This is a genomic window from Streptomyces sp. URMC 126 (assembly GCF_051386555.1).
Lineage (GTDB): Bacteria > Actinomycetota > Actinomycetes > Streptomycetales > Streptomycetaceae > Streptomyces.
Genome location: NZ_JBPQTX010000153.1, coordinates 1 through 16,339, shown reverse-complemented (window position 1 = coordinate 16,339; position 16,339 = coordinate 1). Strand labels below are relative to the sequence as shown.

Below are 16,339 nucleotides of genomic sequence, written 5' to 3'. Positions count from 1 at the left end.
GCCCCCACCCCCGCCGCCCTGCTCAAGGGCCGTGCGCGGCACGGCGATCCGGCCGCCCGGCGCGTCGCCCGTGCCCTCCGCCGACTGACCGGCGGTTCCGTCGCCCGGGAGGTGGAGCAGGCGGCACGGATCGCGGAGGTGCTCCAGCAGCCGGTCACCACGGGACGGCAGATCGCGGTGACGGGTATCCGGGGCGGTGCCGGCAAGACCACCGTCGCGGCCCTCCTCGGCCGCACCTACGCGCACTTCCGGCAGGATCCCGTGCTGATGCTGGAGGCGGACGCCGCGCTCGGCACCCTGCCCGCCCGGCTCGGCGCGCCCGACGTGCGATGGACCTGCGGCGACCTCGCTCAGATCATCACGCCGTCCATGCAGCTCACCGACGTCACCGGCTACCTCGTCCAACTGCCGGACCGGGGCTGGCTGCTGCCCGGCAGCCAGGGCCGGGTGGGCGCCCGCCTGGAGCTGGCCGAGTACCGCGCCGTCATGCTCGCTCTGCGGCGCTACTTCGGCATCACCGTCGTCGACTGCGACTCGCTGCCCAGCGAGCTGTCCCGTACCGCGTTGGTGGCCGCCCAGGCCCGGGTCCTCGTCGCACCCGCCACCGCCGAGGGCGTGGTGGCCACTCGTGCCGTCCTCGACTGGATGGCGACGCTGCGCCGCACCGGACTGCTGCGACGGACCGTGGTGGTCGTGACGGAAGTGACGCCGCACACCGCCGTCGACGTCGATGCCGCCCGGGAGGCGCTGCGCCTCGACGGTGTGTCCGTGCGCGTGCTCCCCTACGACCGGCATCTCGCCGCGGGCGGAGCCGTCAAGACGGAGTTGCTCGCCTGGCGCACCCACGACGAGGTCACGGCGCTCGCCGCGGACGTCCTGTCCCGGTCCCTGGACCGAGGCGGGTGCCCATCGTGACCACCCGAGTCGTGCACCGCCCCGCCCGCACCGTCCGTCCCCCGGCGCCGTTTCCGGAACGGGTCGTGGAACCACCGCCGAACCTCCCGGAGGGCAAGGTCGGCGGGGCGTTGCACTCGCTGATGCCGGTGGCGGGCGTCACGAGCTCGGTCGTCATGATGACGATCGTCCGCAACAGCCAGTTCGCGGTGATCGGCGCACTCGTACTCGCCGTCACGGTCGTCGGTTCGGTGGGGCTGCTGCTGTCGCAGCGGGGGAAGGCCCAGCGCACACGGAGGCGCCAGCGGGAGCGTTACCTGGAGTATCTGGAGGGGCTCCGGGAGGAGCTCGTCGCCGAGGAACGGACGTACCGGGCCGCCGCCCGGCTGCTCGACCCGGCCCCGGCCGCCCTCCACGACCTCGTACGCGACCCGGCGCGGCTGTGGGAGCGGCGGCGTACGGACCCGGACTTCCTCAGGGTGCGCATGGGGACCGGGCGGATGCCGGTCCGTATCCTGGCGATCGGCGGTTCGGGCGGCAACGTGCTGACGCCCCCGGACCCGTTCATGCTCAACGAAGCCGGTGCCCTCGCCCAGCGGTTCGGAACCGCCGCGGACCTCCCGCTCACCGTGCCCCTGGACCGGGCCGGCAACGTCAGCGTCGTCGGCAAGCGGCAGGACGTACTGCGCGTCGCCCGCGCGCTGCTCGTCCAGACGGCCGCTGCCCACGCGCCGGACGACGTGGCCCTGGCGCTGGCGTGCCCCCCGGACCGGCTGCCCGACTGGGAGTGGCTCAAGTGGCTGCCGCATGTCCTCGATCCGGGGACGCGCGACGGCCCGGTGCCGGCCCGTCGGATCGCTTCGGGGCCCGTCGAACTCGCCCGGCTGCTCCGCGACGAGCTGCGCGACCGCACGTCGTACGCGGCCGAGGCCCGGCGTGGGCTCTCCCGCGAGGACGCCGGGAACCTGCTCGGCCGGCTGCTCGTCGTCAGCGACGGACACGGCGCCGACGCCGTGGAACTCCCCCGGCCCGACGAGACGGTGCCCCTCGGCGAGCTGGGCGTCACCGTCCTGCACTTGGTGGCGGAGCGCGTACAGGAGCCGGGGGAGGTCTCGCTCCGCGTCACGGTGGCCGGCGACCAGGTGCTCGTGGAGGATCTCCGCGCGCCGAACGCGCTCGCCGGCGCGGGCGGAAGCGGAGGCGGCGGCATCGGCGGCGTGGATCCCGTGTCCGCGGCCGAGGCCGAAGGGCTCGCCCGGACACTGGCCCCGATCAGGCTGTCCGCCGAGTCCGTCGCCGACGCGCCGCTCGCCAAAGCCGTGGATTTCACGGGTCTGCTGGGCCTGGACGACCCGGCCGCCCCCGACCCGCACGACCTGTGGAGACCGCGGAGCGAACGGGCCTTCCTGCGCGTGCCCATCGGGATCGACGACGCCGGCGAGCCGGTGCTCCTGGATCTGAAGGAGTCATCGGAGTTCGGCATGGGTCCGCACGGGCTCTGCGTGGGGGCGACCGGTTCGGGCAAGAGCGAGCTGCTGCGCACCTTGGTGCTCGGTCTCGTCTCCTCCCACCCTCCAGAGGATCTGGCCCTGGTCCTGGTCGACTATAAGGGAGGCGCCACCTTCGCCCCGTTCGCCGGTCTGCCGCACGTCGCCGGCGTCATCACCAACCTGGAGCACCGCGCGGGGCTGGTGGAGCGGGTGCACACCTCGCTCGCCGGTGAGGTGCGCCGCCGTCAGCAGGTGCTGCGGGACGCGGGCAACCTGGCCGACATCGGCGCCTACCGGGCCCTGCGCGCCACCAGGCCCGGCCTGGAGCCGATGCCGCACCTCTTCGTCATCATCGATGAATTCGGGGAACTCCTCACCGAGCGCCCGGACTTCGGCGACCTCTTCCTCTCCATCGGCCGCATCGGCCGGTCCATCGGCGTCCATCTGCTGCTCGCCAGTCAGCGCATCGAGAGCGGCAAGCTGAAGGGGCTGGAAACCTACCTCTCCTATCGGCTGGGCCTGCGCACGTTTTCCGCCGAGGAGAGCCGGACGGTGCTGGACACCCCCGACGCCTTCCAGCTGCCGCCCCTCCCCGGGTTCGGTTACCTCAAGGTCGACACGAGCGTGTACCGGCGGTTCAAGGCGGGCTTCGTCTCGGGCCCGTACCGGGGCCCCGCCGTTCTGGACGCGGACGACACCGGCCCGATGGTCCGGCCCTATCCCGCCGTCAGCGCCCCCGAGGAGCCGGTCGCCGCTCCGGGCGAGCCCCCCGAGCGCCACCGCGCGCCCGGGCCCACACCGATGTCGGTCCTGGTGGACCGCCTGCGGGACGCCGCCCCGCCCACTCGCGCCGTCTGGCTGCCGCCCCTGCCGCGCACCGTGCCGCTCGACGCCTGCGCGCCGCCACCGGTCGCAGGCCGGGTGCCGGGCCCGGCTGCGGGCGATGGTCCGATGAGAGTGCCGCTCGGGCTGCTCGACGACCCGGCCCGGCAGTGGCAGGGCCGCTGGGTCCTCGACCTGACCGTCTCCGGCGGGCACGCCGCCGTCATCGGCGGCCCGCAGTCCGGCAAGACGACGCTGCTGCGCACGCTGGTGCTGTCCCTGGCCCTGACCCACACTCCGCGCGACGTCGCCGTGTACGGGCTCGACCTGGCCGGCGGCGGACTGGCGCCGCTCGCCGGGCTGCCCCACGTGGGCGGTGTGGCCGGGCGCGCGGACACCGAGCGCGTGGCCCGTACGGTCGAGGAGGTACGTCTGATGCTCGACGAGCGGGCGGATCTCTTCCGCGAGCACGGCATCGACTCCGTGGAACACCTCCGTGAACTCCGGGCCCGCGGTGCGCTGCCGGAGCTGTCCTCCACCGAGGTCGTGCTGGTCGTCGACGGCTTCGGCGCGCTGCGCGACGCCTTCGGCGGCCCGTTCGACGGGCTGGAGGACGCGGTCACCGACGTTCTCAAGCGCGGCGGCGGCTACGGCGTGCACATCGTCGCGTCGATGCTCCGCTGGAACGACGTACGCATCGCCACCCAGGCCGCTTTCGGCACCCGAGTCGAACTGCGGCTGAACGATGCGGGCGACAGCGGCATCGACCGGAAGCTCGCGGCCTCCCTGCCCGCGGACGAGCCGGGCCGGGTGCTCACCGACGGCAAGCTGTTCGCCCAGACCGCGCTGCCCCGCGTCGACGCGCTGGCCACGACGGCGGGCCTGGCGTCGGCCGTCGAACAGGCGGTGGCCGCGATCCGTGCGGCGTGGCCGGGTGAGGGGGTGCGGCGGGTGCGCGTCCTGCCCACCCGCTTCTCCGAGGCAGACCTTCCCTCCTCTGCGGAGGAACCGTTCCGCATACCCTTCGGGGTCGACCAGGCGGCCCTGCGCCCGGTCTCCCTCGACCTGTTCGGGCAGGACCAGCACCTGCTCGTCCTCGGCGACGGCGAGTGCGGGAAGACGAACCTGCTGCGATCGGTCGCCCGGGGCCTGATGGAGCGCTGGAGCGACGAGGAGATCGTCTTCGCGGTCATGGACCCGCGCCGGGGTCTGCACGCCCTCGTCCCGGAGGCCTACCGCGGCGGGTACGCGACGAACTCGCGCGTCTGCGAGGGACTCTCGTCCGTCGTCGCCGCCGAGCTGGAGAAGCGGATGCCCGACGGAACCCAGCCCACCGCGCCCGCGGGCCCGCACCCCGGACCGAAGATCGTCGTCCTCGTCGACGACTACGACGCCCTCGCGGCGGCGGGGCAGCAGCCGCTGGCGCCGTTCCTGCCGTTCGTCCCGGCGGCCGTGGACATCGGCCTGCACTTCGTCGTCACCCGGCGTGTGGCCGGCGCCTCCCGCGCGCTGTACGAGCCGTTCCTGATGGCCCTCCGGGAGAGCGGCGCCACGGCCCTGGTGATGACCGGCGACCGGCAGGAGGGGCAGCTGTTCCCCGGCGTCTACGCCGCGCCGCAACCCCCGGGGCGGGGCTTCCTCGTGCGCCGGGGCGCGGCGGCACAACTGGTCCAGACGGCCTTGGCGGACGGAGAACCCGCGTGACGACGGACGTGATCGCGCTTACCGAGGGGATGCCGGACCCCTGGAGCATCATGGCGGCCCTGCTGGCCGGCGGCCCCGAGCCCGGGGTACGGACGGCCGGGCAGGGGGCGGTGCTCCAGCTCTGCGACCCGGACGGCGCCCCGCTGGTCTCGGTGGAGGCGCCGCTGCGGATGGGGGTGCGGGGCGAGGCCGAGCGGCTGCTCGGGGTTCCCCTGGCGGACGGCACCGGCTGGTGGACGGAGATCCGGGCCGCCACCGGCGTCCCCGGGGCGGAGCGGCTGGCGCGCGCGGTGGCGGGCCGGCTCACCGATCTGCTGGGCGGCGCGGTGTGGCCGCCGGACGCGTCCGGGGACGTCCCGGAAGCCGGCGGACTCGTCGACGTCTCGGGCGTCACCGCCGCGGAGCCCCCCGAGCTCCCGGCCGTCGACGTGCTCACCGGGCAGGCCGCCGTGATCCTCCAGGACCGTCCGCTGATCGCCATGACCAGCCTGCTGTCCGAGGCGCTGCGCACCTCGGCGGACGCGGACCGGGGCCTCCAGATCGTCACCCCGGGCCACAGTCGCCTCTCCCTGCCCACGCGGTCGCTCCTCACCGGGCCGCCGCTCCGCTGGGTGGTGCGGGACGAGCGGTGCGGCTATTACGACGGGCTGTCCGGGGCGGTGCTCGGCTGGCGGGACGGCACGTTCGCCCCCGTCGCCGATGCCCACGGGAGGACGCTGGTCGCCGACGCGTTCCGGGAGGTCGACCGGAGCGGTGAGCGGCAGCTCGTGGTCGCGTTCCGCACCTGCCTGCCCGCCTCCGAGGACCTGGTCCTGGGCGGTGCCGTCGAGGCCGCCTGGCAGACCCTCACCGGCGCGCCGCCCGCGGGCTGGGGCTCCGCCGAGCCGGCCGGCCTCCCGTGGTCCCGCGAGGAGGCGACCTCGCTGGCGCGGCGCCGCAGTCCGCGTCCGACCTGGCTCGTCGTGGTGGGGGCGCCGGACCGTCCCGCCGTCGCCACGCTGCGGGTGGACCGGACGCCGGAGGGTGTCGCGGAGGACGTGACCCTGGCCCTCGGATACGGGCCGGGCGAGCGGCCGCCGGTGGAGGCGCTGCCGGAGCTCGCCGACACCCTGGCGTCCCGGTCCGGTCTGCGCTCCCTCGTCTGCCACCTGCGCCCGGCCCGACGTGATCTGAGTGTGCCGCCGCGCTTCGAGGCCCCGCCCGTGCCCGTCGCCTTCGCGCTCGGGTCCGAAGGCATCCGGAGCGTCGGGTTCGGGCACGCGGCCCGGGCGCCGCTGGCCGGCTCCCCGCTTCGGGTCGGGCCGCCCGGGCGGCCCGGTCTGTACTACCCGCTGGGCGACGGATCGTCGCACGGGGACGGGTGGGCCGCCCTGGAGCGGCTGACGCGGCATCTGCGGGGAGCCGGACGCGTCACCGCTTGAGGAGCAACTCCGTGTTGCGGTCCGTCGGTTCGCCGGCCAGGGTGCGGTCGCCGCCCGGGGCGTTGTAGGCGAGTTCGCGGTAGAGGGAGGCGAGGCCCGTCTGGGAGAGGTCGTGGTAGTCGGTGCGATGGGGGGCCGCCGACTCGATCAGGGTGGTGTAGAGGGAGATCGTGCCGTCGCGGTTGTCGGTGATCTCGATGACGCGGGCGAGCTGCGGGTAGTCGACGTGGGAGGCGGTGGCGATCTCCCAGAAGGTGCCGCGGGGGCGGATGCGGTTGCGGTGGCTGTGGCCGTTGATCCAGGCGAGGACGTTCTTGTGGCGCTGGAGGAGGGCGATGACCTCGGCGCCGCCGTGCCGCTGTTCGTTGGGGCGGGCGGGGTCGGGGACGGTGTTGTTCATGCTCCAGCTGGGGTGGTGGCTGAAGACGAGGGCGTACTCGTTCTTGTGCGCCTTGAGGGTGCGGTCGAGCCAGTCGAGCTGGGCGGTGCCGAGGGAGCCCTGGTAGTGGCCGCCGGGGTCGGTGGAGTCGAGGCTGATGCCGACGACCCGGTCGGAGACGCGGAAGCTGTAGTAGAGGGTGCCGGAGTCGAGGTTGTTCTTGGTGTAGCCGTGGCCGACCGGGCCGCGGCCGGCGAACCGGCGGTCCAGGTGCAGGGCGACGTACTGACGCTGCGTCAACGGGACGCGGCGGGGGTCCGGGGTGACGCCGCGGAGCTCCTTCTTGTGCTTGCGGAGCAGTTCCTCTATGCGCTTGCCCTTGGGGTCCGCGCCGTGCAGCTCGCCGTCCATCAGCCACTTGGCCTCGTCGGCGGAGACGGTGTACAGCTTCTTGCCGCCCACGGCGACGTCGGCGATGAACGACCCCGCGGCCGGGTAGCAGCCGCCGGAGAGCAGGTCGTGGTTGCCGAAGGTGGAGTACCAGGGGATGTTCAGGCCGGGGCTGTTGACGCTGCGCATGGCGGCGGTGAGGTAGCCGGGGATGCGCGGGTAGCCGAGGGCCTTGTCCTGGTCGCGGAGGGAGCTCTCGGGGTGCCAGTAGAGCTTGAGGCCGCTGTTCTGGACGCCCTCGTAGCGGCGGGGGTCGCCGGTGTTGGGGTTCATCCGGCCGCCGCTGAGGGCGGTGAGGAACCACTCGGCCTCGATCTTGGCGTTCTCGTCGCCGTTGTCGCCGGTGGTGATGACGAAGCGGAGGGGGGTGCCGGTGGCCGGGCCGCGGCGGAGCTTGTTGACGCGTTCGACGAGGGAGACCACGCCGGGCAGGGTCAGCGCCTCGTGCGGGCGCCAGGCGCCCTCGCCCCCGGCGCGGAAGAACTCATAGCGCAGCGGGTGTTGGACGTCCGTCAGATGCAGGTCGGTGAACTGGACGAACGACGCGATGGTGGTACGCCGCCGGGTGCGGTCGGCGCGCGCGGGGGCCAGCTCCGTACGGACGACGCGGGGCCAGCCCGGGCCGTCGCCCAGCCGCTTGTAGGCGCCGGTGCCGCGCGGGGTGGCGACGGAGACGAGCGTGGTACCGGCCCCCGTCGGAGCCGCGGCCTCGGCGTCGGCCGCGCCGCCGTCGGGGAGCGCGCCCGGGGTCTGCGGTACGGGCTCGTCGGCGGCGGCCGCGCCGGAGGGCCCCAGGGCGAGGCCGGTGCCGACGGCACCCGCCGCGGCCAGGAACCCCCGGCGGCCCAGGGACGGGCCGGAGCCGAGGGACGGACCGCGGCCGAGGGACGGACCGGGGCCGAGGGACGAAGTGGAGCCGCCGGACGGACCGGAGTCGTCGGACGGACCGGAACCGCCGGACGGACCGGAGTCGTCGGACGGGCCGGAGGCCACGGACGAAGCGGAGTCGAGAGACGGAGCGGATCTGCCGGATCTGCTGTGCATGGCGGTCTCCCCGAGTGCGAACGCGAATGCGAGCGGAGGTGCTGGTGGGCTGCGGCTGCTGTCACCGAGGATCGTTGGCAGCGCGGATGACCCGGGCGTGAACGGGGCGGCAACGGTCGCCGCCGATCACCGCACATCGATCTTGGCTACTGCGAACCGACATGGAGGACTCGTCCCCTGGAACGCTGAGCCTCACTCAGCGTTCACCCGACAGGGAACGCATCCCGGAAAACCCTATGGCCCCGCCGGTCCCGGTGTACTCCGTTTGCCCTGAATGGCTGAACCGTAAGCCCCCGCCCCTCGGCCCTCAGACACCCCCTCCTCGATCAGGCACCCCTCCTCAAAGGGTTCACGGCCTCCGTCCCGCTTCCTCCCCGTGTGACCGCTGGCGGGTTTACGCCATCCTTACTTTCCCTCGCTGGCAACTCTCCCCAAAAGCCCGTCACTTCCATAAAAGTGAGCCCCCATCCGGTTCCGATATCCGGACCTGCCGTCGGCAGCCGTTCACTCACCAGCCAGGGATGTCCATGACCACCCCCACATCTCGCCACGCTTCCCGCGGCGGCGCGAGACGCGCGTCCCGAATAGCCGTCGCCGCCGCCGCGGCGGTGGCACTCGCCGCCACGGGCGCGGCCCCCGCCTTCGCCGACGGGCCGCAGCCCCCGGCCCCGGGACCGGTCAAGCCGGCCGACCCCGCGAAGGACAAGCTCGGTTCGCACGGTGCGGACCTGCTCGCCAAGGCCAAGTCCGCGGGCGAGCGGACCGTCACCATGATGATCGCCACCGCTCCGGGCCAGACGGAGCAGATCGCCGGGAAGCTGGGCTCCGTCCAGGGCGCCTCGGTGGGCAAGGAGTACGAGAAGCTCGGTTACGTCCGGGCGACCGTCCCCACCGCCAAGGCCGACGCCGTGATCGCCGAGGCCCAGAAGCTCTCGTCGGTGCACGGCATCGACCTCAAGCAGGAGATCAAGCTTCCCGACCCGACGCCGCGCGGTGACGCGGTGGCGGGCGCCAAGGGGCCGAAGAGCCGCTCCTACCCGGCGCCCGGAAAGCGGACCCCGGCCAAGAACCCGTACCAGCCGGCCTTCGAGACCGGTGCCGTGGACTTCGTCGAGGACCACCCCAAGGCCGACGGCCGGGGCGTCACCATCGGCGTCCTGGACTCCGGCGTGGACCTGGCCCACCCCGCGCTGCAGAAGACCACCACCGGCGAGCGCAAGATCGTCGACTGGGTGACGTCCACCGACCCGCTGACGGACGACGACCGGACCTGGCTGCCGATGACGCAGGACGCGTCCGGCCCGTCCTTCTCGTTCAACGGCCGCACCTACTCCGCCCCCGCGGGCTCCTACCAGGTGTCGCTGTTCCGCGAGTCCGCCACCACCGGCGGCGACATGAAGGGCGACCTCAACCGCGACGGCGACACCACCGACTCCTGGGCCGTCCTCTACGACAAGGCCAAGGGCACCGTCCGCGTCGACCTCGACGACGACGGCGACTTCCGGAACGACGCCGAGATGAAGCCGTACAAGGACGGCTACCAGGTCGGCTACTTCGGCAAGGACGACCCGAAGACCGCCATCGCCGAACGCATCCCGTTCGTCGTGCAGGTCCGCAAGGACGTGCCGATGGACCCCAAGGGCGGCGACTGGGTCGGCAAGAAGGCCGACTTCGTCAACATCGGCGTCATCGAGTCCGAGCACGGCACGCACGTCGCGGGCATCACCGCGGCCAACGGCCTGTTCGGCGGCGAGATGAACGGCGCCGCCCCCGGCGCGAAGATCGTGTCCTCGCGCGCCTGCACCTGGAGCGGCGGCTGCACCAACATCGCGCTCACCGAGGGCATGATCGACCTGGTCGTCAACCGCGGCGTCGACATCGTCAACATGTCGATCGGCGGCCTGCCGGCGCTCAACGACGGCAACAACGCCCGCTCCGAGCTCTACACGCGCCTCATCGACACCTACGGCGTGCAGCTCGTGATCTCGGCGGGCAACAGCGGCCCCGGCGCCAACACCATCGGCGACCCCGGCCTGGCGGACAAGGTCCTCAGCGTCGGCGCCTCCGTCTCCAAGGAGACCTGGGCCGCCAACTACGGCTCCGAAGTGCGGACGAAGTACGCCATGATGCCGTTCTCCTCCCGCGGCCCGCGCGAGGACGGCGGCTTCACCCCGGTCATCACCGCGCCGGGCGCGTCCGTCAACACCACGCCGACCTGGGAGCCGGGCGCGCCCGTCGCCGAGTCCGGCTACGACCTGCCCCCGGGCTACGGCATGCTCCAGGGCACCTCGATGGCCTCCCCGCAGGCCGCCGGCGCCTCCGCCCTGCTGATCTCGGCCGCCAAGCAGAAGGGGATGAAGCTCACCCCCGCCGACCTGCGCACGGCCCTCACCAGCACCGCCAAGAAGATCAAGGGCTTCCAGGCGTACGAGCAGGGCTCCGGCCTGATCGACGTCAACGAGGCGTGGGACGCGCTGCGCCACAAGGCCACCGCGCACGACTACACGGTCAAGGCGCCCGTCTCCACGGCCCTTTCGGGCTCGCTGAAGACGCCCGGCTTCGGCACCGGCCTCTACGACCGCGAGGGCGGCCTCAAGGCGGGCGAGTCGAAGACCTACGACGTGACCGTCACCCGCACCTCCGGCCCGGCCAAGGACGTCTGGCACGAGCTGAAGTGGCGCAACAACGACGGAACGTTCAAGCTGGCGAGCCGTGACGAGGTCCGGCTGCCGCTGAACAAGCCCGTCACCGTCAAGGTCACGGCCAAGCCGAAGTCGGCGGGCATCCACAGCGCGATCCTCACCGTGGACGACGACCGCACCGAGGGCATCGACAAGCAGATCATGACGACGGTCGTGGTCGCGGAGCCGCTGGCCGCCCCGGCGTACCGGGTCGCGAAGAGCGGTACGGCCCAGCGCAACGCCACCACCTCGTACTTCGTGACCGTGCCCAAGGGCGCCAAGACGCTGGAGATCGCGATGAGCGGTCTGGCGAAGGACAGCCAGACCCGGTTCATCGCCATCAACTCGTACGGCATGCCGGTGGACCCGACCTCCACGATCAACTGCTACCCCAACTACAACAACCCGGCCAACACCTGCCGCCCGGACGTGCGCTCGTACGCCAACCCGCTGCCGGGCGTCTGGGAGATCGAGGTCGAGTCGCGGCGCACCTCGCCGCTGCTGGACAACCCGTACACGGTGACCGCCTCCGTGCTGGGCGCCTCCTTCGACCCGGCCGTGCGGAAGGTGGCCGAGGCCAAGGTCGGCACCCCGGCCTCCGTCACCTGGAAGGCGACGAACACCTTCGCGCCGCTGGACGGCACGCTCCAGGGCGGCCGCCTCGGCTCCTCCAAGGTCGACCGCCGGCAGATCGGCAAGGGCCAGAAGCAGACGTCCAAGGTCACCATCGGTGAGGGCGTCACCCGCTTCGAGGCGTCCATCGGCGGCGCGGCCGACCCCAAGGCCGACCTCGACCTCACGGTCTACAAGGACGGCAAGCCGGTCGGCTCCTCCACCAGCGGCGGCTCCGACGAGCAGGTCGTCCTGACCAAGCCCGCCGCCGGCGAGTACACGGTCGAGGTCACCGGCTACGAGGTGCCCTCCGGCACCACCGCCTACGACTACCGGGACGTCTACTTCGCCCCCTCCCTGGGCGAGGTCAAGGTCCCGGCCGGCCAGTCCGTCAAGCTCGGCAACGGGCAGTCCGCCCAGGTCACGGCCGAGGTCGTGGTCGCGGGCGCGGCCCCCGAGGGCCGGACGTTCTCCGGCGAGGTGCAGCTCGTCAACGAGCGCGGCACGGTCGCGGGGAGCGGCAGCGTGACGATCGAGAAGGTCGTCTCCTGACCGGTCGCTGACCGATCAGACGGGGCGGGCGTCCGGTTTCCGGGCGCCCGCCCCTTTCGGTGCGAGGCAGCAGGTCAGCGCAGGACACGCTTCCCGGCCAGCATCCCCGCGATGTCCGGGGCCGCGAGGACCCGCACACCCGTGCGGTCGGCCAGCTCGTCGCGGTAGGCGACGAGATCGTACGGATCGGACGTGACGACGACCGCTGCGGGGTGCCGGGCCGCGATCACCACCGCCAGAGCATCCACGGCGTCGGGGCGCTTCTGCTCCGGAACCGCCGCGGTGGCCAGCAGCCGACCCGCGCGCCGGGCGTCGTCCTCGGTATGGCCGGCGATGCAGACGCCGCAAGGTGGCGCCGACGCCGCCCGAACGCCGAAGACGACGCACTCGGGGACCACCCGGCTCAGAGGCGTCCAGCGCCCCGGGCACCATGCCTGGGCCAGGACCGGCAGTGGCACCACCGGCGGGTGGCCACTTTCGGTCTGGACCCGGTGCAGGAGCCGAGCCGCGGGGTCCTGTCGCTCCAGAGCGATCAGCATCCCCGTGTCGTACACGAAGACGGGTGTGCTCACGCCGCTTCCCGCCCGGCGGCGAGGGCTTGTGCCAGACCGGCTCGCGCCGCGGCGAGCTCCTCAGCCGAGAACTCCGGGTCCGCGCCCTCCGGGGCGGGCATGGCCTCGGTCCGGGCGATATCGGCGTCGATCACGGCGAAACGGCGGGCGACCTCCTCGTCCTCCGCCATCTGGCGGCGGACGGCGGCCGTGACATAGGCCGTCACATCCAGGCCCATGGCCTTCGCATGCTCCCTTAGGGCCTCCTTGAGCTCGGGGTCCATGCTGATGCTGAATCGCTCTTTGGGCGCCATGTTCGCGAGCGTAGCACTGCGTGTTACGGCTGTCCGGGGATTGATACTCCGCCCAATGAATTGGACTTTCGGGCCCCCCGCTCCCGCATGATGGAACCGCGCCTGCCGGGCCCACCGTCCCCGGAAGTGACGCATGTGTCCTACATGAGCAATGGGAGCCCCCTGTGAGAGTCGGAATCGTCGGAGCCACCGGACAGGTCGGCGGGGTCATGCGCAAGATCCTCGCCGAGCGCGACTTCCCGGTGACGGAGCTGCGCCTGTTCGCGTCGGCGCGGTCCGCCGGGTCCACGATCACCTGGCAGGGCACGGACGTCACCGTCGAGGACGCCGCCACGGCCGACTACACCGGGCTGGACATCGTCCTCTTCTCGGCCGGTGGCACCACCTCCAAGACGCTCGCGGAGAAGGTCGCCGGACAGGGCGCCGTCGTGATCGACAACTCGTCCGCCTGGCGCCGCGACCCCCAGGTGCCGCTCGTCGTCTCCGAGGTCAACCCGCACGCGGTCGCCGACCGCCCCAAGGGCATCATCGCCAACCCGAACTGCACCACCATGGCCGCCATGCCGGCCCTGAAGGTGCTGCACGCCGAGGCCGGCCTGCGCAGCCTCGTCGCCACCACCTACCAGGCCGTCTCCGGCTCCGGCCTGGCCGGCGTCGCCGAGCTCGACGGGCAGCTGCGCAAGGTCGCCGACCGCGCGACCGAGCTGACACACGATGGCGAGGCCGTCGAGTTCCCCGAGCCCGGCGTCTACAAGCGGCCCATCGCCTTCAACGTGCTGCCGATGGCCGGCTCGATCGTGGACGACGGCCTGTTCGAGACCGACGAGGAGCAGAAGCTCCGCCACGAGTCCCGCAAGATCCTGGAGATCCCCGACCTCAAGGTCTCCGGCACCTGCGTCCGCGTCCCCGTGTTCACCGGCCACTCGGTGCAGGTCAACGCCTCCTTCGCCGGTCCGCTGAGCGTCGAGCGCGCCTACGAGCTGCTCGCCGAGGCCCCGGGCGTCGAGCTGTCCGAGATCCCGACCCCGCTCCAGGCGGCGGGCAAGGACGCCACGTTCGTCGGCCGCGTGCGCGTGGACGAGACCGTCGAGCACGGCCTCGCCTTCTTCGTCGTGGGCGACAACCTGCGCAAGGGCGCGGCCCTGAACGCGGTGCAGATCGCGGAGCTGGTGGCCGCCGAGCTGCGCGGCCGGGCGTGACCTGACGACGGCGGGCGGGGTCCTCCGGGCCCCGCCCTTCGCCATGCCCGGGCGTAATTCGGGCCGCACTGTCCGACCCCCGTGGGAGAGTGCCGTTCATGAACCGGATAGCCAGAGGCGAACATCTGACCGTCCCGGCCGAGCCGTTGCACGCCGCGGTCACCTGGACGGCCGTGCCCGCGCTCCCCGACGCCGGGGCGCTCAGCGTCGCCGCCCTGCTCCTCGACGCGCGCGGCGCGCTGCGCGCCGACGCCGACCTCGTCTCCTCCCACCAGGCCGCGCACCCCTCCGGGGCCGTGCACCACCTGGGCACCTCCGAGGGCGAGGCGGGCCTGGTGGCCGAGTGGCTGGTGATCGACCCCGCGCTGATCGAGCCGGACGTGACGAGGATCGCCGTGGCCGTCGCCACGAAGGGCCGCGCCCTCGGCCGCGTCCCGGGCCTCGGCCTGGCCGTCACCACGGCCGCGGGCACGCCGGTCGCGCACGTCGCCCTGGAGGACGGCGTGCGCTTCGAGGACGGCGAGGACGCGGCGGGGGCACCCGACGCCCTCGGCGCGCCGGGCGCGGACGACGCCCGGTCCGGCGCGGACTCCGGGGCGGCGGCCGCCTCGGCCACCGCCGCCGTCCTCGGCGAGTTCCGGCGGCAGGACGACGGCGGCTGGCGGTTCGCGGCCGTCCTCCGGGCGTACGCCTCCGGCCTCGGCGGCGTGGTCGAGGCGCACCGCGCGGGGGCGGCGGACGGCGACGCCCACGCCGCCGGAGCGGCCGGAGCGGGGACGTACGCCGCGGCCCCGGGCGACGGCTCGCCGGCCGGTGACGGGACGTACGGGGGGTACGGCCCCGGCCCCGCGGGCGAGGCGTACGCGGCGGGAGGCCGGGACGGCCTCGGCGCGGGGGCGGCGGAGCCGTACGCCGCGGTGCCCGGCGGCCCCTTCACGGCGGAAGCCGGCTCCCTCGTGCCGGGGGCGGAGCCGCCGTACGGAACGGAAGCCGCCGCCTACGCGCCCGAGGCGGCCGACCCGCCACCGGTGCCGCTCGGACCGCTGCCCGGGGACGGGACGGGCGCGGGGACGTCCGGTGCCCCGAGCGGCCTGACGCCGGGGGGCGAGCCGCCGTACCGGACGGGGGCAGGGAGCTTCGCAGCGCCCGGGACAGGCGGTTCTCCGGCCGGGACCGGGACGGAGACCTTCACACCCGAGACCGTCGGTTCTCCGGCCGGGCTCGGGACCGGCGCGGGGATGGAGGCCGGGGACGGGACCGGCGCGGAGACGGCTGACGGCCCGGGCGGCCATGCGCCGGGGGGTGAGCCGCCGTTCGCTATGGGCGCGGGGGCCGAGCCGCCGTTCGCTGCGGGCGCGGGGGACGATGTGCCGGTGCCTGGTGGGCCGATGGTCGGGGCCGGGGCGCGTTCGGTGTTCGCCGTCGGCGGGCCTGACGGGCCCGGGTACGAAGCCCACGGCGACACGGCTTCCGGCTCCGCTTCCGGTGTCCCGGCGCACGTCCCTGACATGCCCGCCTACCCGCCGGACGTGCCGGGGGGTGTCGGTGCGCCCGCGCGGGGCCACGAGGGCCCGGGGCTTCCGTCGGGGGTCGCGGCCGGTCAGGGTGTTCCGGGGCCGGGCGGCCCGGCTGACGCGGCTCTCGACGGGCTCGCCCTCGGGTACGAGTCCGCCGTAGGGGCGCCCGAGCCTGTCCTGAGGCCCCCCGTCCAGGGCAACCACGGGGTCGGCCCGGAACCGCGATCCGGCGGTCCGACGGTCGCGGAACCCGAAGCGCCCGCCGGCGGCCTGTCGGGTATCGGCCTCCCGGGCATCGGTCTCCCAGACCCCGGCTATCCGGACCCCGAGGCGGGAACGTCCACGGAGGCGCCCCTCGGCGAGGAGCGGGCCGTGGTCGCGCGGATCACGAACCGGCCGGTCTCCCCGGAACCGGGCGCGGGCGGACCGGTGGTGGAGGCGACGGCGGCCGACTTCCCGCCCACGCCCACCGGGCACACGGATGCCCACCACGACACCGACGTTCACACCGTGGACGCCCACGCGACCGCCGACCAGCCGCTCGCCGATCAGCCGTTCACGGACCAGCCGTTCACGGACGGCCGGGTCGACCACACCACGCCCCAAGACGCCACGCCCCGTCCCGAACCGGCGCGAGCGCCGGAAAGCGCCGTCCCCGCCGCCGAGACCGTCCCCCTCGTCGACGTCACACCCCCCACCCACATCACCC

9 protein-coding genes are annotated in these 16,339 nt (G+C 73.7%); 6 read left to right on the top strand and 3 right to left on the bottom strand.

Features of this window, described 5'->3' with window-relative positions; translation table 11 throughout:
• The 3 genes from ACSNOK_RS19260 to ACSNOK_RS19250 form a co-directional block, all read left to right on the top strand.
• Window positions 1-915, top strand: a 915-nt coding sequence (locus ACSNOK_RS19260) for a hypothetical protein (RefSeq protein ID WP_436781956.1), incomplete at its 5' end; no start/stop codon positions are given.
• Window positions 912-4,910, top strand: a complete 3,999-nt coding sequence (gene eccCa, locus ACSNOK_RS19255; RefSeq protein WP_436781955.1) for a type VII secretion protein EccCa — start codon at window positions 912-914, stop codon at window positions 4,908-4,910. The genes ACSNOK_RS19260 and eccCa, both read left to right, overlap by 4 nt.
• A complete protein-coding gene (locus ACSNOK_RS19250) occupies window positions 4,907-6,331 on the top strand; it encodes a DUF6177 family protein (RefSeq protein ID WP_436781954.1) in 1,425 nt (474 codons plus the stop codon). The genes eccCa and ACSNOK_RS19250 overlap by 4 nt, the downstream gene beginning before the upstream one ends.
• Here the strand turns inward: ACSNOK_RS19250 and ACSNOK_RS19245 are convergent.
• Window positions 6,321-8,204, bottom strand: coding sequence for a TIGR03767 family metallophosphoesterase (locus ACSNOK_RS19245; protein WP_436781953.1), 1,884 nt, complete (start codon window positions 8,202-8,204; stop codon window positions 6,321-6,323). The genes ACSNOK_RS19250 and ACSNOK_RS19245 overlap by 11 nt on opposite strands.
• Window positions 8,205-8,731: 527 nt before the next feature.
• Here ACSNOK_RS19245 and ACSNOK_RS19240 point away from each other — a divergent pair.
• Window positions 8,732-12,049, top strand: a complete 3,318-nt coding sequence (locus tag ACSNOK_RS19240; protein ID WP_436781952.1) for a S8 family serine peptidase — start codon at window positions 8,732-8,734, stop codon at window positions 12,047-12,049.
• 74 nt (window positions 12,050-12,123) lie between these two features.
• Here ACSNOK_RS19240 and ACSNOK_RS19235 read toward each other — a convergent pair whose 3' ends face one another.
• Both ACSNOK_RS19235 and ACSNOK_RS19230 read right to left on the bottom strand, forming a co-directional pair.
• Complete coding sequence (locus ACSNOK_RS19235; protein WP_436781951.1) at window positions 12,124-12,621, bottom strand: hypothetical protein; 498 nt, start codon at window positions 12,619-12,621, stop codon at window positions 12,124-12,126.
• Window positions 12,618-12,914 carry a ribbon-helix-helix protein, CopG family gene (locus tag ACSNOK_RS19230; RefSeq protein ID WP_436781950.1) on the bottom strand — a complete coding sequence of 99 codons (297 nt, stop codon included), beginning with the start codon at window positions 12,912-12,914 and terminating at the stop codon, window positions 12,618-12,620. Before ACSNOK_RS19230 ends, ACSNOK_RS19235 begins: the two co-directional genes overlap by 4 nt.
• Window positions 12,915-13,078: 164 nt before the next feature.
• Between ACSNOK_RS19230 and ACSNOK_RS19225 the strand changes: the two genes are divergently transcribed.
• A complete protein-coding gene (locus ACSNOK_RS19225) occupies window positions 13,079-14,113 on the top strand; it encodes an aspartate-semialdehyde dehydrogenase (protein ID WP_436781949.1) in 1,035 nt (344 codons plus the stop codon).
• Between the two features lie 98 nt (window positions 14,114-14,211).
• The coding region (locus ACSNOK_RS19220) for a TerD family protein (protein ID WP_436781948.1) at window positions 14,212-16,339 on the top strand (2,128 nt) is incomplete at its 3' end.

Bases quoted from the DNA above. Each gene is read 5' to 3' on its own strand.
- ACSNOK_RS19245 (WP_436781953.1), bottom strand. From the start codon at position 8,204: ATGCACAGCAGATCCGGCAGATCCGCTCCGTCTCTCGACTCCGCTTCG.
- ACSNOK_RS19240 (WP_436781952.1), top strand. From the start codon at position 8,732: ATGACCACCCCCACATCTCGCCACGCTTCCCGCGGCGGCGCGAGACGC.
- ACSNOK_RS19230 (WP_436781950.1), bottom strand. From the start codon at position 12,914: ATGGCGCCCAAAGAGCGATTCAGCATCAGCATGGACCCCGAGCTCAAG.